This window comes from Pseudomonas sp. GL-R-19 (genome assembly GCF_019956375.1).
Taxonomy (GTDB): Bacteria; Pseudomonadota; Gammaproteobacteria; order Pseudomonadales; family Pseudomonadaceae; genus Aquipseudomonas.
Genome location: NZ_JAHBDJ010000022.1, coordinates 144,035 through 167,577 on the forward strand (window position 1 = coordinate 144,035; position 23,543 = coordinate 167,577).

16 protein-coding genes and 2 tRNA genes are annotated in these 23,543 nt (G+C 60.6%); 12 read left to right on the plus strand and 6 right to left on the minus strand.

Annotated elements, in window-relative coordinates:
- The first annotated feature begins 130 nt into the window (after positions 1 to 130).
- Entirely contained in the window at positions 131 to 2,065 is a 1,935-nt protein-coding gene (locus tag KGA83_RS13370; RefSeq protein ID WP_108218420.1) for a methyl-accepting chemotaxis protein, read from the plus strand.
- Between the two features lie 97 nt (positions 2,066 to 2,162).
- Here KGA83_RS13370 and KGA83_RS13375 read toward each other — a convergent pair whose 3' ends face one another.
- The 4 genes from KGA83_RS13375 to KGA83_RS13390 all read right to left on the minus strand — a co-directional run bounded on the left by KGA83_RS13375 (position 2,163) and on the right by KGA83_RS13390 (position 5,369).
- The gene (locus tag KGA83_RS13375; protein WP_223529886.1) at positions 2,163 to 3,719 is read right to left on the minus strand and encodes an ABC transporter permease; all 1,557 of its coding nucleotides are present in this window, start codon (positions 3,717 to 3,719) and stop codon (positions 2,163 to 2,165) included.
- Positions 3,719 to 4,729 carry an extracellular solute-binding protein gene (locus KGA83_RS13380; protein ID WP_108218422.1) on the minus strand — a complete coding sequence of 337 codons (1,011 nt, stop codon included), beginning with the start codon at positions 4,727 to 4,729 and terminating at the stop codon, positions 3,719 to 3,721. Before KGA83_RS13380 ends, KGA83_RS13375 begins: the two co-directional genes overlap by 1 nt.
- A gap of 299 nt (positions 4,730 to 5,028) precedes the next feature.
- Positions 5,029 to 5,115 (minus strand) — tRNA-Leu (locus tag KGA83_RS13385).
- A gap of 167 nt (positions 5,116 to 5,282) precedes the next feature.
- A tRNA-Leu gene (locus KGA83_RS13390) sits at positions 5,283 to 5,369 on the minus strand.
- 225 nt (positions 5,370 to 5,594) lie between these two features.
- Here KGA83_RS13390 and rnr point away from each other — a divergent pair.
- From rnr to KGA83_RS13445, 11 genes are all read left to right on the plus strand, one after another.
- The gene (rnr, locus tag KGA83_RS13395; RefSeq protein ID WP_108218423.1) at positions 5,595 to 8,219 is read left to right on the plus strand and encodes a ribonuclease R; all 2,625 of its coding nucleotides are present in this window, start codon (positions 5,595 to 5,597) and stop codon (positions 8,217 to 8,219) included.
- Entirely contained in the window at positions 8,216 to 8,983 is a 768-nt protein-coding gene (rlmB, locus tag KGA83_RS13400; RefSeq protein ID WP_108218424.1) for a 23S rRNA (guanosine(2251)-2'-O)-methyltransferase RlmB, read from the plus strand. The genes rnr and rlmB overlap by 4 nt, the downstream gene beginning before the upstream one ends.
- A gap of 307 nt (positions 8,984 to 9,290) precedes the next feature.
- Positions 9,291 to 9,713, plus strand: a complete 423-nt coding sequence (gene rpsF, locus KGA83_RS13405) for a 30S ribosomal protein S6 (protein ID WP_007982042.1) — start codon at positions 9,291 to 9,293, stop codon at positions 9,711 to 9,713.
- A gap of 28 nt (positions 9,714 to 9,741) precedes the next feature.
- Positions 9,742 to 9,972 carry a 30S ribosomal protein S18 gene (gene rpsR / locus KGA83_RS13410; RefSeq protein WP_002551829.1) on the plus strand — a complete coding sequence of 77 codons (231 nt, stop codon included), beginning with the start codon at positions 9,742 to 9,744 and terminating at the stop codon, positions 9,970 to 9,972.
- A gap of 36 nt (positions 9,973 to 10,008) precedes the next feature.
- The gene (locus KGA83_RS13415) at positions 10,009 to 10,902 is read left to right on the plus strand and encodes a hypothetical protein (protein WP_108218425.1); all 894 of its coding nucleotides are present in this window, start codon (positions 10,009 to 10,011) and stop codon (positions 10,900 to 10,902) included.
- A 19-nt stretch (positions 10,903 to 10,921) separates the two neighbouring features.
- Positions 10,922 to 11,368, plus strand: a complete 447-nt coding sequence (rplI, locus tag KGA83_RS13420; protein WP_034149636.1) for a 50S ribosomal protein L9 — start codon at positions 10,922 to 10,924, stop codon at positions 11,366 to 11,368.
- A 134-nt stretch (positions 11,369 to 11,502) separates the two neighbouring features.
- Positions 11,503 to 12,900, plus strand: a complete 1,398-nt coding sequence (gene dnaB, locus KGA83_RS13425) for a replicative DNA helicase (RefSeq protein WP_108218426.1) — start codon at positions 11,503 to 11,505, stop codon at positions 12,898 to 12,900.
- Positions 12,901 to 13,168: 268 nt separating this feature from the next.
- Positions 13,169 to 15,472, plus strand: coding sequence for a YgiQ family radical SAM protein (locus KGA83_RS13430; RefSeq protein ID WP_108218427.1), 2,304 nt, complete (start codon positions 13,169 to 13,171; stop codon positions 15,470 to 15,472).
- Between the two features lie 327 nt (positions 15,473 to 15,799).
- Positions 15,800 to 19,075: a DUF2126 domain-containing protein gene (locus KGA83_RS13435; protein ID WP_223529887.1), complete on the plus strand. Its 3,276-nt coding sequence runs from the start codon at positions 15,800 to 15,802 to the stop codon at positions 19,073 to 19,075.
- 88 nt (positions 19,076 to 19,163) lie between these two features.
- Positions 19,164 to 21,650: a circularly permuted type 2 ATP-grasp protein gene (locus KGA83_RS13440; RefSeq protein WP_108218429.1), complete on the plus strand. Its 2,487-nt coding sequence runs from the start codon at positions 19,164 to 19,166 to the stop codon at positions 21,648 to 21,650.
- Positions 21,650 to 22,540, plus strand: a complete 891-nt coding sequence (locus KGA83_RS13445) for a transglutaminase N-terminal domain-containing protein (RefSeq protein ID WP_108218430.1) — start codon at positions 21,650 to 21,652, stop codon at positions 22,538 to 22,540. Before KGA83_RS13440 ends, KGA83_RS13445 begins: the two co-directional genes overlap by 1 nt.
- 154 nt (positions 22,541 to 22,694) lie before the next feature.
- Here KGA83_RS13445 and KGA83_RS13450 read toward each other — a convergent pair whose 3' ends face one another.
- Positions 22,695 to 22,886 (minus strand): hypothetical protein, encoded by a 192-nt coding sequence (locus tag KGA83_RS13450; protein WP_223529888.1) that lies wholly within the window; start codon positions 22,884 to 22,886, stop codon positions 22,695 to 22,697.
- Between the two features lie 68 nt (positions 22,887 to 22,954).
- Positions 22,955 to 23,542 (minus strand): TIGR00730 family Rossman fold protein, encoded by a 588-nt coding sequence (locus KGA83_RS13455; protein WP_108218432.1) that lies wholly within the window; start codon positions 23,540 to 23,542, stop codon positions 22,955 to 22,957.
- Position 23,543 lies beyond the last annotated feature (1 nt).

Below are 23,543 nucleotides of genomic sequence, written 5' to 3' on the forward strand. Positions count from 1 at the left end.
CAAAGGCTCCTTAATCGGGGCCTTTGTCGTATTCGTCTGTCGGACGGCATGACCTTTGCTGTGAACATTAAAAAAAGCATTGCTTCCGGCGTGCTATCAATTTAATGGCGCCAAAGCAGAGGGATTTCAGATGTCGGCCGTTCTCTCGTTGTTACAAAGCCGTTTGTTGCGGCCCGTGTTCGTTACCCTGGGTATCGCCCTATTGGTGCAGGTGCTGGTGGCTGTTGCTCTGACCCGGAGCACGGTGACTGCGCTGGAAGCCGATCTGGGCCTGCGCCTGGGCGCGGACAGTCAAAAGCTCTCTGCCGAGCTCGAGCAGGCAGGGCGCGAAGTCACGTCCAGTCTGGACAGCCTCTCTACCAGTACGCGTCAGCGCCTCACGGCCGGCTTGTCCTCGCGACTGGAGGAAGAGCGGGCGCAATTGCGTTCGACCCTGGAAAAGGATCTGAAGGACTCCGCCAGCGACATGGCGCAGCTTCTGGCATCAGTCGCGCCCCGCGCCATGTGGGACAACGACGTCCCGACGCTTTCCGAATTCGCCCGCCGGGCCCAGCGCAATCCCAATGTGCTGTTCGTGGTGTATGACGACGCTACCGGCCAGCACCTGACACGCTACCTCAACCGGGAAAACCCGATCAACAAGGCGCTGCTGGAAAAAGGCCAGGGCGAGCGGGCGCTCGACAAGGTGCTGGATGCGGCGAAGAACGATCCATCGGTCTTCTACACCGAGGCTTCGATCAATCCCAATGGCGTAGAAATCGGCAAGGTCCTGATGGGGGTCTCGACCGCTTCGGTGGAGACCGATCTCACGGCCCTGGACAAGCGCTTCTCGGCGTTGATAGCCAGCAGCGATCAACTGGTGGGCGACAGTCTGAAAGGCGCGGCGGCTGACAGCGCAACGGCCATGCGCTCGCGCCTGCAGTCGGCGCAGTCCACGGCAACTGAAATGAAAGCCAATACCACCGGCACCGTGCAGGAAGCTGCAACGACATTACGCTGGCGCATCGGCGCATGTCTGGCGGTGGTGGGTTTCAGTGTCCTGCTGTTGTTGGCGGTGGTGCTCGGTCGCCGAGTGGTCAATCGCCTGAAAATGCTGATCGTAGCCATGGATGACCTGGCGGCGGGCGAGGGCGATCTGACCAAGCGCGTGCAGATCAACAGCAAGGATGAAATCGGCGACATGGCCTCGGCGGTCAATCGCTTTGTGGACAAGTTACAGCCGATCGTGCGCGAGGCGGGCGATGTGGCCCAGCGTACCGGCGTGGAAATTGGCGCCATGACCTTGCGCAACGCTGGTGCGGATGCGGCGGCTGGCATGCAGCGCGACGAGGTGGCGGAGAGTTTGCGCGCACTGTCGCAAATGGCTGATGAGGCGCAGTCGGAAAGCCACGCCATGCAGGCGGCGCTCAAGCAGGTCGTGGACATTCGTCAGGCCACCGATGAAAACACCCGCACCTCGGCGAAGGTCGGCAGCCTGATCGAGGAGCTGGCGGGTCAGGTCAATACAGGCGCGCAAGTGATCGAGCGTCTGGCACAGCAAAGTGAGCAGATTGAAGTGGTGCTGACGGTGATTCACGGCATCGCCGAGCAGACCAACCTGCTGGCGCTGAACGCGGCCATTGAAGCGGCGCGTGCCGGCGAGACGGGGCGCGGGTTTGCGGTGGTGGCAGATGAGGTGCGGGCGCTGGCGAGCAAGACGCAGAGCTCCACTGGCGATATTCAGGCGCACATCGTGGCGTTGCAGCAAGGTGCACGTGAGGCGGTGGCGGCAATCGGGCAGGCCGGGCGCCAGGCCAGTGAGGGTTTGCTGGTGCTACGTGACAGTGCGCGGTTGCAGCAGTCGGTGCAGGCATCTGTCGAGCAGGTCCATGCGGCGATCGGTCTGGCTACCCAGGCTGCCGAGCATCAGGCCCGCGGAGCCCAGGCGGTGCGCGGTCGGGTCGAGACCATTCATGTGCAGGCCGAGAAAGCGGCGCAAGCTGTCGTGGAGACCACAGCGAGCGGCAAGGTGCTCGATGGCCTGGCGGCGCAGTTGAAGGCGAGCCTGGGGCAGTTCAGGGCTTGATGCCTTAAAGATCAAAAGATCGCAGCCTGCGGCAGCTCCTGCACGGGAATATGCGTTTCCCTGTAGGGGCTGCCGCAGGCTGCGATCTTTTGCTTTATCAGCGACTCAAATACATCCGGGTCGTTAACAGGTAAACGGGCAACCCCGACACCAATATCAACAACGCCGCATAAGGCGCCGCCGCCGCAAACTCGACATTCGCGGTATGTGCCCAGACTTCCGTTGCCAGTGTATTCAGCCCGGTTGGACTCAACAGCAAGGTCGCCGTCAGTTCCTTCATCGCATCCAGGAACACCAGGGCAAAAGCCGCGCCCAGCGCCGGGAAAATGATCGGCAGCGTCACTCGGCAAAACGCGCTGAACGATGACGCGCCCAGCGTGCGTGCCGCCTCTTCAAGTTGCGGTGCCGCCTTGTTCAGGGCAGTGCGGATCGGCGCCTGGGCCAGCGGCAGAAACAGCAGGGCGTAGGCGATCAGCAGCAATGCCGATGTCTGGTAAAGCATCGGCACGTAGTGCAGGGCGAAATACACCAGGGTCAGGGCAATGACCAACCCCGGCAGGGCGTGCAGCAGATACGGCAGGCGCTCGGCCCAGATCGACAATTGGCCTTTGTAGCGCACGACCAGCAGGCCAACCGGCACCGCCAGCACCAGGCACAGTGCAGCGCCGCCCAGCGACAGTGCCAGGGAGGACAGCAATGCTTCGCCGATTGCCGTCACGGGAAAGGCTGCCGATGATCCCACTGCCAACCAGTAGGCCAGCATACCCAACGGAATCCCGCTGCCAATGATTGCCAGCAGCAGGCAATAAAGCTGTCCCGCCACAGCCCAAGGGCCCAGTTGAACCTGTTCCGCGCGTCTCGCCGCACCTTGGCCGGTGCGCACGTGTCGACCCTTGCCGCGTATGCGCAGCTCCAGCCACAACAGCGCCAGGCACAACATCAGCAGTACGGTGGAGAGCATCGCGGCGTTGGCATTGCTGAACTCCAGCTCGAACTGCTGATAGATCGCGGTGGTGAAGGTTTGCAGGCCGATGATCGACAAGGCACCGAACTCCACCAGCATGTGCAGTGCAATCAGCAACGACCCCGCCAGCATTGAAGGCCAGAGCAGGGGCAGGGTGACCTTGAAAAATACGCCCCAACGATTCTGCCCCAGCGTGCGCGCGGACTCTTCGAGGGACGGGTCAAGGTTGCGCAGCGTTGCCGCTACAGGCAGGAAAATCAGCGGGTATTTGGACAGGCTCATCACGAGGATGGCCCCGCCAAGTCCCTCGAAATGAGCGCTCAACGAAACCCAGGTAAAGCTGCTGACAAATGCCGGTACGGCGAACGGCAGGCAGAGGATCACGCCCCACAATCGTCGGCCCGGCAAATTACTGCGTTCCAGCAACCAGGCCAGCGACAAGCCGATTACCCCGCAAACAGCGGTGACCCCAATCATCAATGCGAGTGTGTTGCGCAGCAAGCCGAACACATAAGGTCGCCATAGCAAATGCAGTGCTTCTGCCCAGCCCGCCTGCCAGGCTTTCAGGCCGACATACAGCAAAGGCAGGAGGCTGAGCGCCACCAACAGCAACACGGGCAGTATCAGCCAGATAGACGGCCGCTTGCGCCGTGGCGCGTACGCGTGATGCGCGGACAGTGAGGCACCCATCAATTCAGGCCAACGTCACGTTCCAGGTCCAGCGCTTCTTCGGCGTTGCCGAGGTCGGCAGGCGTGACTTTGGGTGCTTCCAGTTCGCTGAACGGCTTGAGCCCGCGATCAGATTCCATGCCTTTGTGCAGAGGGTATTCGGCGGTGGTCTGGGTGATCACACGCTGGCCTTCCTCGCTGGCCACGTAGGCGAGCAATTGCTGTGCTTCTTTGGGGTGTTTGCTGGATTTGAGGACTGCGGCGCTGGAAACTGTGATCAGCCCGCCGACGTCGCCGCCGCTGAAATAATGCAGTTTCGAGTCGAGCTGGCCTTTTTCCCGCTGCAAGGCGAACCAGTAGTAGTTGTTCACCAATACTGTTGCCACTTCGCCATTTTCCACGGCCTTGAGTGCAACCATGTTATTGCTGTAGGTCTTGCCGAATGCGCGCAGTCCGGTCAGCCATTCTTCGGCAGCATCCATGCCGTGAACTTTGATGATCGCAACGGCCTGTTCCTGAAAGGCACCACTGGTGGGTACGAAGCCGACCTTGCCTTGCCATATTGGATTGGAGAACTCCATCACCGACTTCGGCAGGTCTTTTTCATCGACCAGTTTCGGGTTGTAGGCTACAACGCGTACCCGGGCAGTCACGCCAATCCAGGTGCCATTGCCGGCGACGTATTCCTTGGGCAGAACGGCCAGCGTGGCGTCATCCGCCTTGGCCAGCAGGCCTTGTTCACCGAGTTTGTTCAGTGGCGGCGACTCTTCGGTGTAGATCACGTCGGCGGGAGAACGATCGCCTTCTTCGACGATCTGGCTGGCGAGCTGGTTGCTGCTGCCTTTGCGCACATTGACGTGGATCCCGGTCTTGGCTTCGAAAGCTTTGGCAACCGCGTCGCCGACTTCTTTGTGTTGGCCGTTGTAGAGGGTCAGGGCAACCGGGTCGGCGGCTTGGGTGAGGGGAGTGGCGAGCGCCAGGCCTAGCAGGGTAATGGTCAGGCCGCGGCGCAGGGTATTTCGAAACATCATTCGCAGGGTTCCTCACTGTCGCATTGCAAAAACTTGCAACAATGATAAACGATATTGTTTCTCAAATGCGCTTTACAGGTTGTGTAATTCCTGTAGGAGCGAGCTTGCTCGCGATGGGCGTGAACGATGACGCGTTCTGTCTGCTGGCAAACGTCAGCCTCGAGTGCATCGTCGGAACGCCGCCCGGAGCAAGCTCGCTCCTACAGAAGAGGGTGGGGTGTTTTTCGGAAGGCCAGAAACGCAAAAACCCGCTTTCGCGGGTTTCTGTGAAATTCAAGGTCTTAACCTTGAATTTGAATTGGTGCCCAGAAGAAGACTCGAACTTCCACGACCTTGCGGTCACCAGCACCTGAAGCTGGCGTGTCTACCAATTTCACCATCTGGGCATTTATCTTCAGCGTTGTCGCTGTTGATGTGGCGCACTATACGGAGAGCTATTTGATCTGTAAACCCCTGATTTAAAAAAAATAAACCAGCACTCCAAAATGCAAAAAACCCGCTTTCGCGGGTTTTTGTGTGAGCCTTGAAATTGAACTAATCTCAAGCTCGAAATTGGTGCCCAGAAGAAGACTCGAACTTCCACGACCTTGCGGTCACCAGCACCTGAAGCTGGCGTGTCTACCAATTTCACCATCTGGGCAGTATCGGCAACGTTGTCCGTCGTCGATGGCGCGCACTATACGGAGCGTCTTTTTAACTGTAAACCCCCGACATCAAAAAAACCTGGAAAATTTCGCCGGCGGTCTTCAAAACGGCTTTTCGGTGTCGATACAGGGCTTTAGATGGGTCGTCTTAGCCTGAAATTTCCCGTTTCATTACGCCTATGCCAAACTAACCCGCATATAGACAAGGTGAAAACTCTCTAATGGCCGATTGGCAGTCCCTCGATCCCGAGGCCGCTCGTGAAGCGGAAAAATATGAAAACCCTATTCCTAGCCGTGAACTGATCCTTCAGCACCTTGCTGATCGAGGTTCGCCTGCTAACCGCGAGCAGCTGGTCGAAGAGTTTGGTCTGACCACGGAAGACCAGATCGAAGCCCTGCGCCGCCGCCTGCGCGCCATGGAGCGCGATGCTCAACTCATCTACACCCGACGCGGCACTTATGCGCCGGTGGACAAGCTCGACCTGATCCTGGGTCGCATCAGCGGTCACCGTGATGGCTTCGGCTTCCTGGTGCCGGACGACGGCAGTGACGACCTGTTCATGAGCCCGGCGCAGATGCGCCTGGTGTTCGATGGTGACCGTGCGCTGGCCCGTGTATCCGGCCTGGATCGTCGTGGTCGTCGCGAAGGCATGATCGTCGAAGTGGTTTCCCGGGCTCACGAGAGCATCGTCGGCCGCTACTTCGAAGAGGGTGGCATCGGTTTCGTGGTTGCCGACAACCCGAAAATCCAGCAGGAAGTGCTGGTCACGCCGGGTCGTAACGCCAACGCGCAGATCGGTCAGTTCGTCGAAGTGAAGATCACTCACTGGCCGACGCCACGCTTCCAGCCGCAAGGCGACGTGGTCGAAGTCGTGGGCAACTACATGGCGCCGGGCATGGAAATCGATGTTGCCCTGCGTACCTACGACATTCCTCACGTCTGGCCTGATGCCGTGCTCAAGGAAGCCGGCAAGCTCAAGCCGGAAGTCGAAGAGAAAGACAAAGAGAAGCGCATCGACCTGCGTCATCTGCCGTTCGTCACCATCGACGGCGAAGATGCCCGCGACTTCGATGATGCGGTCTACTGCGAAGCCCGTCCGGGCAAACTGCGTCTGTTCTCCGGCGGCTGGAAGCTGTACGTGGCGATTGCCGACGTATCCAGCTACGTGAAGCTCGGTTCGGCGCTGGATGCCGAAGCGCAGGTTCGTGGCAACTCGGTGTACTTCCCCGAGCGTGTGATTCCGATGCTGCCTGAGCAGCTGTCCAATGGTTTGTGCTCGCTGAACCCGCAAGTCGATCGTCTGGCCATGGTTTGCGAGATGACCATCTCCAAAACCGGCGAAATGACCGACTACTGCTTCTACGAAGCGGTGATCCACTCCCATGCCCGCCTGACCTACAACAAGGTCAGCGCCATGCTCGAAACGCCGAAAGCCACCGAAGCGCGTAAGCTGCGCGGCGAATACACCGACGTGGTGCCGCACCTCAAGCAGCTCTACTCGCTGTACAAGGTGTTGCTGGCGGCTCGTCATGTGCGTGGCGCGATCGATTTCGAAACCCAGGAAACCCGGATCATCTTCGGTACCGAGCGCAAGATTGCCGAAATCCGTCCGACCGTGCGCAATGACGCTCACAAGCTGATCGAGGAATGCATGCTGGCGGCCAACGTGGCCACCGCCGAGTTCCTGAAAAAGCACGAGATCCCGGCGCTGTACCGCGTTCACGATGGTCCGCCACCAGAGCGCCTGGAAAAGCTGCGCGCTTTCCTTGGCGAGCTCGGTCTGTCCCTGCACAAAGGCAAGGATGGTCCGTCGCCGAAGGATTATCAGGCACTGTTGGCCGGTATCAAGGATCGTCCGGATTTCCACCTGATCCAGACCGTCATGCTGCGTTCGTTGAGCCAGGCGGTGTACAGCGCCGATAACCAGGGCCACTTCGGCCTGAATTACGAGGCGTACACGCACTTCACTTCGCCGATCCGCCGCTACCCGGACTTGCTCACGCACCGGGCGATTCGTAGCGTGATCCATTCGAAGCAGAACACCCCGCACGTTCGTCGTGCCGGTGCGATGACCATTCCGAAAGCACGCATCTATCCGTACGACGAAGCGGCGCTGGAGCAGCTCGGCGAGCAGTGCTCGATGAGCGAGCGCCGTGCCGACGAAGCGACCCGCGACGTAGTGAACTGGCTCAAATGCGAGTTCATGAAAGATCGCGTGGGCGAGTCGTTCCCGGGCGTGATCACCGCCGTGACCGGTTTTGGCCTGTTCGTCGAACTGACCGATATCTACGTCGAAGGCCTGGTGCACGTCACCGCGCTGCCGGGCGATTACTACCACTTCGATCCTGTGCACCACCGCCTGGCCGGTGAGCGTACCGGTCGCAGTTTCCGCCTGGGTGACACCGTGGAAGTGCGGGTCATGCGCGTCGACCTCGACGAACGCAAGATCGACTTCGAGATGGCTGAAAAAACCATCAGCGCGCCGATCGGCCGCAAAAAGCGTGGCACCGAAGCGGCAGCGCCCGCAGCTAAAGCCGAAGCAGAGGCCCCGGCGAAAACCGGTCGTCGTCCTGCCAAGGAAAAGGCTGTAGAAGCCTATCGCCCGAGCGATGCGGCGGCGAAAAACGCCGAAGTGCGCAAAAGCCGTGAAATGAAGCAGGCGTTGCTGGCTGGAGCGAAAAGCGGCGGTAAAGCGGCGTCTGGGGGAAAGACCAGTCGGTCGACGCCTGACAAGGCCGTCGGCGGCAAGCCAGCCAAACCGAGCAAACATCGTAAAGGCCCGCCAAAAGCGGGCTCGGCTCCAGCCAAGAGTGGCGGGGCGCGTAAACCTAAGGCCAAGCCATGAGTCAGTTGGAAAAGATCTACGGCGTACACGCTGTAGAAGCGTTGTTGCGTCACCACCCGAAACGCGTCAAGCAGATCTGGCTGGCCGAAGGTCGCAATGACCCTCGGGTCCAGACACTGATCGAGCTCGCCAACGAAAACCGGGTCCAGGTCGGCCAGGCCGAGCGCCGCGAAATGGACGCCTGGGTTGAGGGCGTGCACCAGGGTGTGGTCGCGGACGTGAGTCCGAGCCAGGTCTGGGGCGAGGCGATGCTCGATGAATTGCTCGATCGCACCGACGGCGCGCCGTTGTTGCTGGTGCTCGACGGCGTGACCGATCCGCACAACCTCGGTGCCTGCTTGCGTTCGGCCGATGCGGCGGGTGCGTTGGCAGTGATCGTGCCGAAGGACAAGTCGGCGACCCTGACTCCGGTTGTGCGAAAAATCGCCTGCGGCGCGGCGGAAGTGATTCCGCTGGTTGCCGTGACCAACCTGGCGCGCACCCTGGAAAAACTCCAGCAGCGCGGCTTGTGGGTTGTCGGTACGGCGGGGGAGGCCGAAGTCAGTCTTTATGATCAGGACCTCACAGGTCCGACCATCCTGATCATGGGTGCCGAAGGCAAGGGCATGCGCCGCCTGACCCGCGAACATTGCGACTACCTGGTGAATCTGCCGATGGCCGGTAGTGTCAGCAGTCTCAACGTGTCGGTGGCGACGGGTGTTTGCCTGTTCGAGGCGCAGCGTCAGCGTAGCGTCAAAGCCAAGGCTGCCGCCAAAAAGCCCTGATCCACGTACGATCCACTGTAGGAGCGAGCTTGCTCGCGAAGGACTCAAGATCACCGCGGAGAATCAGCTTCCCCGCGTTATCGTTGACGACCTTCGCGAGCAAGCTCGCTCCTACAGTGCCTTTTAGTGTCGGGGGTTGTTCAATTAATCACCAATTACCTTGCGCCTCCCTCGCCCCTTCTCTACAATTGCGCCCCTTGCTGTGATGGCAGGCACCAACGTGTCTAGCGTCCGCAAGTCCATAAGTGTCATTCACTCCTTGTCTGACCGCTTTTGAGCGGCAGGCTACAACCCGTAAGGAGCATTCATGCGTCATTACGAAATCATCTTTTTGGTCCACCCGGATCAAAGCGAGCAAGTCGGCGGCATGGTTGAGCGTTACACCAAGCTGATCGAAGAAGACGGCGGCAAAATCCACCGTCTGGAAGATTGGGGCCGTCGTCAACTGGCCTACGCAATCAACAATGTTCACAAGGCTCACTACGTGATGCTGAACGTTGAGTGCACTGGCAAGGCCCTGGCCGAGCTGGAAGACAACTTCCGCTACAACGATGCAGTGATCCGTAACCTGGTCATCCGTCGCGACGAAGCCGTTACCGGCCAGTCCGAGATGCTCAAGGCTGAAGAAAACCGCAGTGAGCGCCGTGAGCGTCGCGACCGTCCTGAGCACGAAGGCGCTGAAAGCGTTGACAGTGATGACAGCGACAACAGCGATAACGCTGACGAGTAATCCACGGACCTTTTAAGGAGCCTATCAAATGGCACGTTTCTTCCGTCGTCGTAAATTCTGCCGCTTCACCGCTGAAGACGTGAAAGAGATCGATTACAAAGATCTCAACACTCTGAAAGCCTACGTATCCGAGACCGGCAAAATCGTTCCAAGCCGCATCACCGGTACCAAAGCTCGTTATCAGCGTCAGCTGGCCACCGCTATCAAGCGCGCCCGCTTCCTGGCCCTGCTGGCCTACACCGACAGCCACGGCCGCTGAGACCGGGCAGTCGACACGTAGCAAAGGATTGAATGCATGCGGGCCATAGCTGAGTTCATCATGCGCGGCCGTATGCAGGCCACTCTCGTAGTGGCTGGATGCGCGGCGATGCCGTTGTTGTATTGGTTGGGTGCTGCCGCCGGATGCCTTGTGCTCCTGCGGCGCGGATTGAGGGACGCCCTGGGCGTTCTTGCTCTGGGACTGCTGCCGGCATTGGCCTGGTGGCTGTACTCCGAAGATCCACGGGCACTTCTGGTGCTGCTGGGGTCTGCGAGCCTTGCGCTGGTTTTGCGCGCAAGCGAGTCCTGGAACCGCGTGCTGCTGGTCAGCATAGCGATGGGAGTGGTGTTTTCAGTGGTGTTGGGGACAGCTTTTGCTCCCCAGATCGAGATGCTGGCGCAGGCTTTGATCAAGGTCATGCCGTCGCTACTCGGTGACGTCTACCAGAAGTTGTCGGTAGACGAACAAGCGCGTTTCGCGTCCCTGATTGCACCGGTCCTGACCGGCCTGATTGCGGCGTTGTTGCAAATCGTCAGCTTGCTGAGCCTGCTTGTCGGGCGCTACTGGCAGGCGTTGTTGTACAACCCGGGCGGTTTTGGTCGCGAGTTTCGCGCCATCCGCTTCCCGCTGTTGCCGGCGATGTTGCTGCTGGCGTGCATGCTTCTGGGGCCGAACATCGGCCCACAGATGGCCATGTTGACGCCGTTGTGCAGCGTACCGCTGGTGTTCGCCGGGCTGGCCCTGATTCACGGGCTGGTGGCGCAGAAGCGACTGGCCAGGTTCTGGCTGGTGGGGTTGTACGTGACGCTGTTGCTGTTCATGCAACTGATCTATCCGTTGCTGGTGGTCTTGGCCATCGTCGACAGCCTGATTGATTTTCGCGGTCGTTCGGCACCGAAAGATGCCGATAACGCGAACGGTGAAGGTTAAAAGTTAAGAGGATTTTCACATGCAACTGATCCTTCTGGAAAAAGTCACCAACCTGGGCAACCTGGGTGACAAAGTGAACGTTAAGGCTGGTTACGGTCGTAACTACCTGCTGCCTTACGGCAAAGCTACCGCTGCGACCCCAGCCAACCTGGCTGCGTTCGAAGAGCGTCGTGCCGAGCTGGAAAAAGCTGCAGCAGATCGTAAATCGTCGGCTGAAAGCCGCGCTGCCCAACTGGCCGAGCTGGAAGTGACCATCACTGCCACCGCTGGCGACGAAGGCAAGCTGTTCGGTTCGATCGGTACTCACGACATCGCTGACGCACTGACCGCCTCCGGCGTTGAAGTGCAGAAGAGCGAAGTTCGTCTGCCGAACGGCACCATCCGCAACGTAGGCGAATTCGACGTAGCCGTGCACCTGCACGCCGAAGTTGAAGCCACCGTACGCGTTGTCGTGGTAGCAGCTTAAGCAGCACTTGTCGGCTGGCACCCTCGGGTGCTTGCCGGTAACATCGGGCACGATCCTGTTTACAGGTCGTGCCCTTTGTCTTTTTGGTAGCTCCTGTTTTCCAACCCCTGCTTTTTCTAAACAACCAAGTGGCCATGAACGATATCTCCGCTCCTGAGCAATACGATCTGCAAACCGCCGCGCTGAAGGTGCCGCCGCATTCCATCGAGGCCGAACAGGCCGTGCTCGGTGGTCTGATGCTGGACAACAACGCCTGGGAGCGTGTGCTCGATCAAGTCTCCGACGGCGATTTCTATCGACATGACCACCGTCTGATCTTCCGCGCGATCGCCAAGCTGGCCGATCAGAACATGCCGATCGACGTCGTGACCCTGTCCGAACAACTGGACAAGGAAGGTCAGACTTCACAGGTCGGCGGTCTCGGTTACCTGGGCGAACTGGCGAAGAACACCCCGTCAGTCGCCAACATCAAGGCCTATGCGCAGATCGTTCGCGAGCGGGCGACGTTGCGCCAACTGATCGGCATCAGTACCGAGATTGCCGACAGCGCGTTCAACCCTGAGGGTCGCACTGCCGCCGAGATTCTCGACGAGGCTGAGCGGCAGATCTTCCAGATCGCCGAGGCCCGACCTAAAACCGGTGGCCCGGTGGGCGTCAATGACCTGCTGACCAAGGCCATCGACCGCATCGACACCTTGTTCAACACCGACAACGCCATCACCGGGCTGTCCACGGGTTACACCGACCTCGACGAGAAAACCAGCGGCCTGCAACCGTCCGACCTGATCATCGTCGCCGGCCGTCCATCGATGGGTAAAACCACCTTTGCGATGAACCTGGTGGAAAACGCCGTGTTGCGCAGCGAAAAGGCCGTCCTGGTTTACTCCCTCGAGATGCCAGGCGAATCGCTGATCATGCGTATGCTGTCTTCCCTGGGTCGTATCGACCAGACCAAGGTCCGTTCCGGTCAGCTTGAAGACGACGACTGGCCGCGCCTGACCTCGGCGGTCAACCTGCTCAACGATCGCAAGTTGTTCATCGACGACACCGCCGGCATCAGCCCGTCGGAAATGCGCGCCCGGACCCGCCGTCTGGTACGTGAGCACGGCGAAATCGGCTTGATCATGATCGACTACCTGCAACTGATGCAGATCCCGGGTTCCAGTGGCGATAATCGGACCAACGAGATTTCCGAGATCTCCCGGTCCCTGAAAGCCCTGGCGAAAGAATTCCAATGTCCGGTGGTGGCGCTCTCGCAGCTCAACCGTTCCCTGGAGCAGCGCCCGAACAAACGCCCGGTGAACTCCGACTTGCGGGAATCCGGAGCGATCGAGCAGGACGCCGACGTGATCATGTTCGTGTATCGCGACGAGGTGTATCACCCGGAGACCGAGCACAAAGGCATCGCCGAGATCATCATCGGCAAGCAGCGGAACGGCCCGATCGGCTTTATCCGCCTGGCGTTCATCGGAAAGTACACCCGCTTCGAGAACCTGGCACCGGGTAGCTACAACTTCGACGACGATGAGTAACTATTGACGCAGGGCCTCTGTGGCGAGGGAGCTTGCTCCCGCTGGGCTGCGCAGCAGCCCCAATACCTGCAACGATACTGATTCAGGCACACCACTTTTTCTGGTTTTGCGACTGCTTCGCAGTCGAACGGGAGCAAGCTCCCTCGCCACATAGGTTGTGTGTGTCAGAGCTCCCACCAATTTCCGACCATAGCCGTCGGAATTGGTCAAAATTTGTGCTATATTCCGCGCCCGCGAAATTCAATGAAAGCCAACACCGGTTATCGACATGCAAGCAGCCAAGCCGTTATTTGACTATCCCAAGTACTGGGCCGAATGTTTCGGGCCAGCGCCGTTCCTGCCCATGAGCAGGGAGGAGATGGATCAGCTCGGCTGGGATTCCTGCGACATCATCATCGTCACCGGTGATGCCTACGTCGATCACCCTTCGTTCGGCATGGCGATCATCGGCCGGCTGCTGGAGTCCCAGGGCTTCCGCGTCGGGATCATTGCCCAGCCGAACTGGCAGTCCAAAGACGACTTCATGAAGCTCGGCGAGCCGAACCTGTTCTTCGGTGTCGCGGCCGGCAACATGGACTCGATGATCAACCGCTACACCGCGGACAAGAAAATCCGTTCCGACGACGCCTACACCCCGGGTGGCATGGCCGGGAAGCGTCCGGACCGCGCGAGCCTGGTCTACAGCCAGCGCTGCAAGGAAGCTTACAAAAACGTGCCGATCGTGCTCGGCGGCATCGAAGCGTCCCTGCGCCGTATCGCCCACTACGACTACTGGCAAGACCGTGTGCGCAACTCGATCCTGATCGACGCCAGCGCCGACATCCTGCTTTACGGCAACGCCGAGCGGGCCATCGTCGAGGTCGCCCAGCGTCTGTCCTACGGGCACAAGATCGAAGATATCACCGACGTGCGTGGCACCGCGTTCATCCGTCGTGACACGCCGCAAGGCTGGTACGAAGTCGACTCCACGCGCATCGACCGTCCGGGCAAGATCGACAAGATCATCAACCCGTACGTCAACACCCAGGACACCCAGGCCTGCGCAATCGAGCAGGAAAAGGGCCCGGTCGACGATCCGCAGGAAGCCAAGGTCGTGCAGATCCTGGCCAGCCCGCGCATGACCCGCGACAAGACCGTGATACGTCTGCCATCGGTGGAAAAGGTCCGTAACGACGCAGTGCTCTACGCCCACGCCAACCGCGTGCTGCACCTGGAAACCAACCCGGGCAACGCCCGTGCGCTGGTGCAGAAGCATGGCGAGGTCGATGTCTGGTTCAATCCGCCACCGATTCCGATGACCACCGAAGAAATGGACTACGTGTTCGGCATGCCTTATGCGCGCATTCCGCACCCGGCGTACGGCAAGGAAAAGATCCCGGCCTACGACATGATCCGCTTCTCGGTGAACATCATGCGTGGCTGTTTCGGCGGCTGCACCTTCTGCTCGATCACCGAGCACGAAGGCCGGATCATCCAGAACCGTTCCCACGAGTCGATCATTCGCGAAATCGAAGAAATTCGTGACAAGGTTCCCGGCTTTACCGGCGTGATCTCCGACCTCGGCGGCCCGACCGCGAACATGTACCGCATCGCGTGCAAGAGCCCGGAAATCGAATCCGCGTGCCGCAAGCCATCGTGCGTATTCCCTGGCATCTGCCCGAACCTGAACACCGACCACTCGGCGCTGATCCAGCTATACCGCAGTGCCCGTGAATTGCCGGGTGTGAAGAAGATCCTGATCGCTTCCGGCCTGCGCTACGACCTCGCGGTCGAGTCGCCGGAATACGTCAAGGAACTGGTGACCCACCACGTCGGTGGTTACCTGAAGATCGCCCCGGAACACACCGAGGAAGGTCCGCTCAACCAGATGATGAAACCGGGCATCGGCAGCTATGACAAGTTCAAGCGCATGTTCGAGAAGTACTCCAAGGAAGCGGGCAAGGAGCAGTACCTGATTCCGTACTTCATCGCCGCCCACCCGGGCACCACCGATGAAGACATGATGAACCTGGCCCTGTGGCTCAAGGGCAACGGCTTCCGTGCCGACCAGGTGCAGGCGTTCTACCCGTCGCCGATGGCCACCGCCACCGCGATGTACCATTCGGGCAAGAACCCGCTGCGCAAGGTCACCTACAAGAGTGACGCGGTGACCATCGTCAAGAGCGAAGAGCAGCGTCGTCTGCACAAGGCGTTCTTGCGTTATCACGACCCGAAAGGCTGGCCAATGCTGCGTGAAGCGTTGACCCGCATGGGTCGCGCTGACCTGATCGGGCCGGGCAAGAACCAGTTGATCCCGCTGCACCAGCCGTCCACCGACAGCTACCAGAGCGCCCGTCGCAAGAACTCGACGCCAGCTGGCAGCCACAAGGTTGCAGGGGAAAAGACCACCAAGATCCTCACCCAGCACACCGGCCTGCCACCCCGCGCCAGCGATGGCGGCAATCCGTGGGACAAGCGTGAACAGGCCAAGGCGGCGGCATTCGCTCGCAACCAGCAGGCGGCCAAGGAGCGCAAGGACGCGGCCAAGGGCAAAGGCCCCAAACCGACCCGCAAGCCGGTCGTGCCGCGCTAAGCCTCGCGTGAACTGAACAGAACGCCAACCTTCGGGTTGGCGTTTTGCGTTGTGCCTGAAGATCAAAAGATCGCAGCCTTCGGCAGCTCCTACAGATAATGCATACATCCAATCAATCGCGGGTGTACATGATCGTTGTAGGAGCTGCCGAAGGCTGCGATCTTTTGATCTTCGCCACATTTATGTGCGCCAACGCCAAACCATTTTCCCGCCTCGCCCGATTTTGGTGCTGTACTGCCTCAGGCAACCGAAGAAAGCGCCAGCATTGCTGGATGGCATAAGTCTTGCGCGCTTTCCCATACGCTCTAGGCTCGCAGGAGGCACGCCGTGTCGATTCATGTCGCATTGCACCACGTTACGCATTACCGTTATGACCGCGCTGTCGAGCTCGGCCCGCAGATCGTTCGCCTGCGTCCCGCCGCTCACAGCCGCACGCGGATTCTGTCCTATGCGTTGAAAATCTCGCCCGAGCAGCATTTCATCAACTGGCAGCAGGACCCTCAGGGCAATTACCTGGCGCGGCTGGTGTTCCCGGAGAAAACCGAGGAATTGCGAATCGAAGTCGATCTGCTGGCAGAAATGGCGATCTTCAATCCGTTCGACTTCTTCCTCGAGCCCTATGCGGAAAAGATCCCCTTCGCCTATGCCGCGGATGAGCGCAAGGAACTGGCGCCGTACCTGGAAACCTTGCCCCTGACGCCGAAGTTCCAGGCCTACCTGGACGGCATCGACCGCACACCGTTGCCCGCCGTGGATTTTCTCGTCGCACTCAACCAGCGCCTGAGCGAAGACATCGACTACCTGATCCGCATGGAGCCCGGCGTACAAACACCTGAGCACACCCTCGACCAGGCTTCCGGATCGTGCCGCGACTCCGCTTGGTTGCTGGTGCAACTGCTGCGCAACCTGGGGCTGGCGGCGCGTTTCGTGTCGGGTTACCTGATTCAGCTGACCGCTGACGTAAAAAGTCTCGACGGTCCGTCCGGCACCGAAGTGGATTTCACCGACCTGCACGCCTGGTGCGAGGTGTACTTGCCTGGTGCCGGCTGGATCGGCCTGGACGCAACCTCCGGGCTGTTTGCCGGTGAAGGGCATATTCCGTTGGCCTGTAGTCCCGATCCGTCCTCTGCGGCACCGATCAGTGGTTTGGTGGAGCCCTGCGAGTGCGAATTCAGCCACGAAATGTCCGTGGAGCGGATTTGGGAAGCACCGCGGGTCACCAAGCCCTACACCGACGACCAGTGGCTGGCGATTCAAGCCTTGGGCCGACAGATCGATGCCGACCTGCTGGAAGGCGATGTGCGCCTGACCATGGGCGGCGAGCCGACCTTTGTGTCCATCGATGACCCGGACGGCGCCGAGTGGAATACCGCGGCATTGGGGCCGGATAAACGACGGTTGTCCGCCGAACTGTTCCAGCGCATGCGCAAGCATTACGCGCCCCAGGGGCTGGTGCATTTCGGGCAGGGCAAGTGGTACCCCGGCGAGCAACTGCCGCGCTGGTCGCTCAATTGCTACTGGCGTCGTGACGGCGTGCCAATTTGGCACAACAGCGCGCTGATCGCCGACGAGCAGGAAGATTATGGCGCCGACGGTGTGCTGGCCGGACGTTTCCTGGCGAGTGTCGCCGAACGCCTGAAGATTCCGACACGCTTTGTGTTTGCAGCCTACGAAGACAATTTCTATTACCTCTGGCGCGAAGGAATGCTGCCGCAAAACGTCAGCGCCGAAGACTCGCGTCTGGAAGAACCGCTGGAGCGGGCTCGCCTGCGCAAAGTATTCAGCCAAGGGCTGGACAAGGTCATCGGTCAGGTCCTGCCGCTGGCGCGCACCGCCAAGGGTGATCAGTGGCAGAGCGGGCGCTGGTATCTGCGCGACGAGCACTGCCGCCTGGTGCCGGGGGACTCGCCGCTGGGTTATCGCTTGCCGCTGGGTTCGCAGCCTTGGGTGAAGGCGGCGGAATATCCGTTCATTCATCCGCAAGACCCGAATCAGGACTTCCCGCCGCTGCCCGACACCGCGCAACTGCAAGGCCAAAGCGAAGCTGCCGAGGTACAAGAGCGCGCACCGAAGATCGACGAATCCGCCGACTGGCTGACCCGCACCGCCTTCTGCGCCGAGGCGCGGGAAGGCCGGTTGTACCTGTTCATGCCGCCGCTGGAACGGGTCGAGGATTACCTCGAACTGGTCGCTGCCATCGAAGCCACTGCCGAAGAGTTGCTGTGCCCGGTGTTGCTTGAGGGCTACGAGCCGCCAAGCGATCCACGCCTGAGCAACTTCCGAATCACCCCGGATCCGGGGGTGATCGAGGTCAACGTACAGCCGTCCGCGACCTGGGATGAGCTGGTCGAGCGCACCGAGTTTCTCTACGAAGAAGCGCGGCAGACCCGACTGACTACTGAAAAATTCATGATCGACGGTCGGCACACCGGCACGGGTGGCGGTAACCATTTCGTGCTGGGGGGCGCGACACCGGGGGACTCGCCGTTTCTGCGGCGCCCGGATCTGCTGCGCAGCCTGATCAGTTACTGGCACAACCATCCGTCGCTGTCCTACCTGTTTTCCGGATTGTTCATCGGCCCGACGTCCCAGGCGCCCCGCGTCGATGAAGCACGCAACGATGCCTTGTACGAACTGGAAATTGCTTTCGCACAAATGCCTGAAGCGGGTGAGGAATGCCCGCCATGGCTGGTGGATCGACTGCTGCGCAATCTGCTGATCGATGTGACCGGCAATACCCACCGCGCCGAGTTCTGCATCGACAAGCTCTATTCGCCGGACGGCGCCACCGGGCGCCTCGGATTGCTGGAGCTGCGTGCGTTCGAGATGCCGCCCCATGCACGCATGAGCCTGGCGCAACAATTGTTGCTGCGGGCGCTGGTCGCGCGGTTCTGGCGCGAGCCCTATGCGCCGCCGAAACTGGCGCGTTGGGGCACGGAGCTGCACGATCGCTTCCTGTTACCGCACTTTATCGAGCAAGACTTCGCCGATGTCATCGTCGACCTCAACGCCGCCGGTTATCCGGTGCGGGCCGAATGGTTCGCCGCGCATCTGGAGTTCCGTTTTCCCAAGGTTGGCGACTACGCCGTCAGTGGCATTGCGCTGGAGTTGCGCCAGGCGCTCGAGCCGTGGCATGTATTGGGTGAAGAGGGCGCGGTCGGTGGCACGGTACGTTACGTGGATTCCTCGCTTGAACGTTTGCAGGTCAAGCTCAGCGGTCTACCACCCCAGCGTTATCTGCTGACCTGCAATGGCATCCCGGTGCCCTTGCAGCCCACCGGGCGTGTAGGCGAATTCGTCGCGGGCGTGAGATTTCGTGCCTGGCAACCGGCCAACTGCCTGCAGCCCACCATCCCGGTCCACGCGCCCCTGGTGTTCGACTTGCTCGATACCTGGATGCAGCGTTCGTTGGGCGGCTGCCAGTACCACGTCGCCCACCCGGGCGGGCGCAATTACGACAGCTTGCCGGTCAACGCCAACGAGGCCGAGAGCCGGCGGATGGCGCGTTTCTTCCGCGTCGGACACACGCCAGGGAAACTTCCTATGCCCAATCTGGACATTAACGACGAGCTGCCGATGACGCTCGATTTGCGACGTTTCTAAACCGTACGCGACGCTCGGATTTTACGTATATCCGAGCGTCACGAGCCTGCGTTAGTCTGACCGTTCATTGCTGTCTGCCGAGCTTTCCATGCCTGACCTGCTAGACCGCTACCCGCTGACGGCGGGCACCTATCATGAACTGCTCGACGACAGTGGCGCCGTGCGCCCGCACTGGCGCCGGCTTTTCGAGCAGTTGCAACGCAGCACGTCGGCGCAACTGGTGCAGCGTCAGGCCCTGCTGACCCGGCAAATCCAGGAGAACGGCGTTACCTATAACGTTTATGCCGATCCCAAAGGCGCTGACCGACCCTGGGAACTGGACCTGCTGCCCCATGTCATTGCCGCCGAGGAGTGGGAGCACCTGGCGGCCGGCATCGCGCAACGGGCCAGGTTGCTCAATGCCGTGCTGGCTGACCTTTACGGTCCGCAACGGCTGATTGCCGAAGGTCTTTTGCCCGCCGAGCTGGTGTTCGGTCACAACAACTTCCTTTGGCCCTGTCAGGGCGTCAGCCCGCCTGACGGAGCTTTTCTGCATCTGTATGCCGTGGATCTGGCGCGCACCCCCGATGGCCGCTGGTGGGTGACGGCGGATCGTACCCAGGCGCCTTCGGGAGCCGGGTATGCGCTGGAAAACCGCACGATTGTGTCCCGGGCCTTTCCCGAGCTGTACCGCGATCTGAAGGTGCAGCACCTGGCCGGGTTCTTTCGCACCTTGCAGGAAACCCTGGCTCGTCAGGCCCCGAGTGACGGGGACGCGCCATTGGTCGTGCTGCTGACGCCGGGGCGTTTCAACGAAAGCTATTTCGAACATTTGTACCTCGCTCGCCAGCTCGGCTATCCACTGGTGGAGGGCGGTGACCTGACGGTGCGCGATGCGACGGTCTACCTGAAGACCCTGAGTGGTCTGTGCCGGGTGCACGTGATCATGCGTCGGCTCGACGATGATTTCTGCGACCCGCTGGAGCTGCGTACCGACTCAGCCCTCGGCGTGCCGGGCCTGCTTGAGGCCGTGCGGCAGGGGCGGGTGCTGGTGGCCAATGCTCTGGGCAGCGGTGTGCTGGAATCCCCCGGCCTATTGGGGTTCCTGCCGAAGATCAATCAATTCCTGTTCGGCGAAGAACTGATCCTGCCGTCCATCGCCACCTGGTGGTGCGGCGAAGCGCCGGTATTGGCCCAGGCCCTGGAAAAGCTGCCGGAGCTGTTGATCAAACCGGCATTTCCGTCCCAGAGCTTTGCACCGGTATTTGGCCGTGACTTGAGTGAAAAACAGCGCGAGGAACTCGCCGAACGCATGCAGGCACGGCCATACGCTTATGTGGCGCAAGAACTCGCGCAATTATCCCAGGCGCCGATCTGGCAAGCCGAAGACGGTCAACTGCAACCCCGTGCCATCGGCATGCGCGTGTACGCGGTGGCCAGCCGCGAGGGCTATCGGGTGCTGCCCGGTGGCTTGACCCGGGTCGCCGCCGATGCCGATGCCGAAGTGGTGTCGATGCAGCGCGGCGGCGCCAGCAAGGACACCTGGGTGCTGGGCGAGCGTGCGCCCAGCGGCGAACAATGGAAGGCCCAGCGCAACATCGGCGTGCATGATCTGGTGCGGCGCGATCCGTACCTGCCGTCGCGAGTGGTGGAAAACCTGTTCTGGTTCGGTCGTTACTGCGAACGTTGCGACGACAGTGCCCGTTTGCTGCGCATCATGCTGGCGCGCTATATCGACGGCGACGACCCGCAAGCCCTGCAGGCCGCGGTGGATCTCGGCGAACGGCTGATGTTGTTGCCCGATGAGGGCGAATTGCCGGAGCGCCTGTTGGCGGCGCTGCTTGGCGATGACTGGCCGTTCAGCCTGCGTTCCAACCTGCAACGCTTGCAGTGGGCTGCTTCACAGGTGCGCGGCAAACTCTCGCGGGAAAACTGGCAGGCACTGGTGGAGTTGCAGCGTGAAGCCATGGAGCTGGAAACCGAAGAGCCGGATTTCGGCGAGTTGCTGGATTTCCTCAACCGTCTGGTGATGTCCCTGGCGGCACTGTCCGGCTTTGCCCTGGACGACATGACCCGGGACGAAGGCTGGCGTTTCCTGATGATTGGCCGGCGGCTCGAGCGTCTGCAGTTTCTCAGCGGCAGCCTGGCGGCGTTCCTGCGGGGCGCCGGGGCATTCGATCAGGCCGGGCTGGAGTGGTTGCTGGAACTGGGCAACAGCAGTATCACCTATCGTTCTCGATACCTGGCGGTGGCGCAGCTGATCCCGGTGCTCGACCTGCTGTTGCTCGACGAGCAGAACCCTCACGCCGTGTTGTTCCAGTTGAAACTGGTGACCCGCACCCTCAAACGGCTCAATGATGACTTTGGTGTACCGCGTGAAGCAGCGCTGCCGCAATTGGTAGCGCGTCTGGCGCGATTCGATCTGGGCTGCCTGGAAAATCCGCTGTTCGGCGACGCGAGTGTTCGCGCCGCCATCGAGGGGCTGGCCGCATTGTTACAGGAGGTCGCTGACGTCAGCGGGCAAGTTTCCGATCGCCTGGCGCTGCGGCATTTCGCCCATGTCGATGATGTCAGCCAGCGCACGGTGTCCGTCTGATGAGCGCCCACTACCAGATTTTCCACGACACCCATTATCACTACGACAGCCCGGTGTCCCTGGCCCAGCAACTGGCGCATTTGTGGCCACGGCCTTGTGCCTGGCAGCGCTGTACCGACCGGCAATTGCAGATCAGTCCACAGCCGACCTCGCGTCGCGATGAACTGGATGTGTTCGGCAATCCGCTGACCCGGCTGGCGTTCGAGCGTCCCCACGATGAATTGCTGGTCAACGCCAGCCTCACGATCGAAGTGTTGCCCCGGCCTGTGCTGGACTTCAATCGGTCTGCGACGTGGGAAAACACTCGAAGCGCACTGACCTACAGCAGCCAACCGCTGTCCCCCGAATTGCTCGAAGCCTGCCGATACCGGTTTGAATCGCCGTATGTGCATTTGAAGAGAAACTTCGTCGAGTTCTCGCAAAGCTGTTTTCCGCCCGGTCGACCGTTACTGCTCGGCGTGCAGGCGCTGATGGAGAAAATCTTCAGCGAGTTCACCTTCGATGCCGAGGCGACCCAGGTGGCGACGCCGCTGGTGGAGGTGCTGGAGAGCCGACGCGGGGTCTGCCAGGACTTTGCTCACCTGATGCTCGCTTGCGTGCGTTCCAGAGGATTGGCGGCGCGCTACGTCAGCGGCTACCTGCTGACCCAGCCACCGCCGGGGCAGCCGCGATTGATCGGTGCCGATGCGTCCCACGCCTGGGTTTCGGTGTTTTGCCCGGTGCTGGGATGGGTGGATTTCGATCCGACCAACAATGTGCAACCGGCGCTGGAGCACATCACCCTGGCCTGGGGCCGGGATTTTTCCGATGTGTCGCCGTTGCGGGGGGTGATTCTGGGAGGAGGGAGCCACGATCCGGAAGTGCGCGTCACAGTGATGCCACTGGATTAACGCAGGTCCCCTGTAGGAGCGAGCTTGCTCGCGAAAAACGATAGGGCACCGCGTTTCTCCCGGTTTCCCGCGTCATCGTTAACGACCATCGCGAGCAAGCTCGCTCCTACAGAGGATCCGGTGGGCCTGATCAGATCATCGGGCCCTGAGGGTCTCAGGCGTCGGGCGCCTGATCTTTCGGTGCTTCAACATCACTTTCTGCGGCCACTTTACCTTCTGCTTCCGGGTTCAGTGCGGCTGCTTCTTCTTCAGCTGTAGCTTTCTTGCGCTGAAGCTTTTCCTCTTTCTTCTGCTCCTTGGCCAAGTCTCTCTGACGTTTGGCGAAGGAATAATTAGGTTTGGCCATGGGCGATCCTCTGGGGTCGAAGGTGAGGTTGAGCGGCGCATATTCTGCCCTGTATCGGTGCCAAGCCGTTAGCTGGGTTTTTGCTCGGCCCATTTTGGCGCTGTGGACGGTTGCCAGGCATCCAGAGCATCGAGCAGGGTTTGTGGCGATTCGCTCACTTGCAGCATGTCACGGTGCTGCCCGCGAACGAAGCCTTCGCCGACGATATGATCGAGAAAAGACGTCAATTTGCTGTAGAAACCGTTCACTTCCAGCAAACCCAGCGGTTTGCCGTGGTAGCCGAGCTGGCCCCAGGTCCAGACTTCAAACAGTTCTTCGAGGGTGCCAAGGCCACCGGGCAGTGCGATAAAGGCATCGCTGAGCTCGGCCATCCGCGCCTTGCGCGCGTGCATGCCATCGACGACTTCCAGGCGAGTCAGGCCACTGTGGCCGATTTCCTTATCCTTGAGGCTTTGGGGGATGATGCCGATCACTTCACCGCCGGCCGCCAGGGCCGCATCGGCGACGATGCCCATCAGGCCCACGGCGCCACCGCCATACACCAGGGTCAGCTTGCGCTCGGCCAACGCCCGGCCAAGGGCCACGGCTGCTTCGCGATAAGCCGGGTTGGTGCCGGTGCTGGCACCACAAAATACACAAACGGATGTTAAAGACATG

Excerpts from the sequence above, each read along its gene's own strand:
- KGA83_RS13370 (WP_108218420.1), top strand. The coding sequence starts at position 131 with ATGTCGGCCGTTCTCTCGTTGTTACAAAGCCGTTTGTTGCGGCCCGTG.
- KGA83_RS13375 (WP_223529886.1), bottom strand. The coding sequence starts at position 3,719 with ATGGGTGCCTCACTGTCCGCGCATCACGCGTACGCGCCACGGCGCAAG.
- KGA83_RS13380 (WP_108218422.1), bottom strand. The coding sequence starts at position 4,729 with ATGATGTTTCGAAATACCCTGCGCCGCGGCCTGACCATTACCCTGCTA.
- rnr (WP_108218423.1), top strand. The coding sequence starts at position 5,595 with ATGGCCGATTGGCAGTCCCTCGATCCCGAGGCCGCTCGTGAAGCGGAA.
- rlmB (WP_108218424.1), top strand. The coding sequence starts at position 8,216 with ATGAGTCAGTTGGAAAAGATCTACGGCGTACACGCTGTAGAAGCGTTG.
- rpsF (WP_007982042.1), top strand. The coding sequence starts at position 9,291 with ATGCGTCATTACGAAATCATCTTTTTGGTCCACCCGGATCAAAGCGAG.
- rpsR (WP_002551829.1), top strand. The coding sequence starts at position 9,742 with ATGGCACGTTTCTTCCGTCGTCGTAAATTCTGCCGCTTCACCGCTGAA.
- KGA83_RS13415 (WP_108218425.1), top strand. The coding sequence starts at position 10,009 with ATGCGGGCCATAGCTGAGTTCATCATGCGCGGCCGTATGCAGGCCACT.
- rplI (WP_034149636.1), top strand. The coding sequence starts at position 10,922 with ATGCAACTGATCCTTCTGGAAAAAGTCACCAACCTGGGCAACCTGGGT.
- dnaB (WP_108218426.1), top strand. The coding sequence starts at position 11,503 with ATGAACGATATCTCCGCTCCTGAGCAATACGATCTGCAAACCGCCGCG.
- KGA83_RS13430 (WP_108218427.1), top strand. The coding sequence starts at position 13,169 with ATGCAAGCAGCCAAGCCGTTATTTGACTATCCCAAGTACTGGGCCGAA.
- KGA83_RS13440 (WP_108218429.1), top strand. The coding sequence starts at position 19,164 with ATGCCTGACCTGCTAGACCGCTACCCGCTGACGGCGGGCACCTATCAT.
- KGA83_RS13445 (WP_108218430.1), top strand. The coding sequence starts at position 21,650 with ATGAGCGCCCACTACCAGATTTTCCACGACACCCATTATCACTACGAC.
- KGA83_RS13450 (WP_223529888.1), bottom strand. The coding sequence starts at position 22,886 with ATGGCCAAACCTAATTATTCCTTCGCCAAACGTCAGAGAGACTTGGCC.
- KGA83_RS13455 (WP_108218432.1), bottom strand. The coding sequence starts at position 23,542 with ATGTCTTTAACATCCGTTTGTGTATTTTGTGGTGCCAGCACCGGCACC.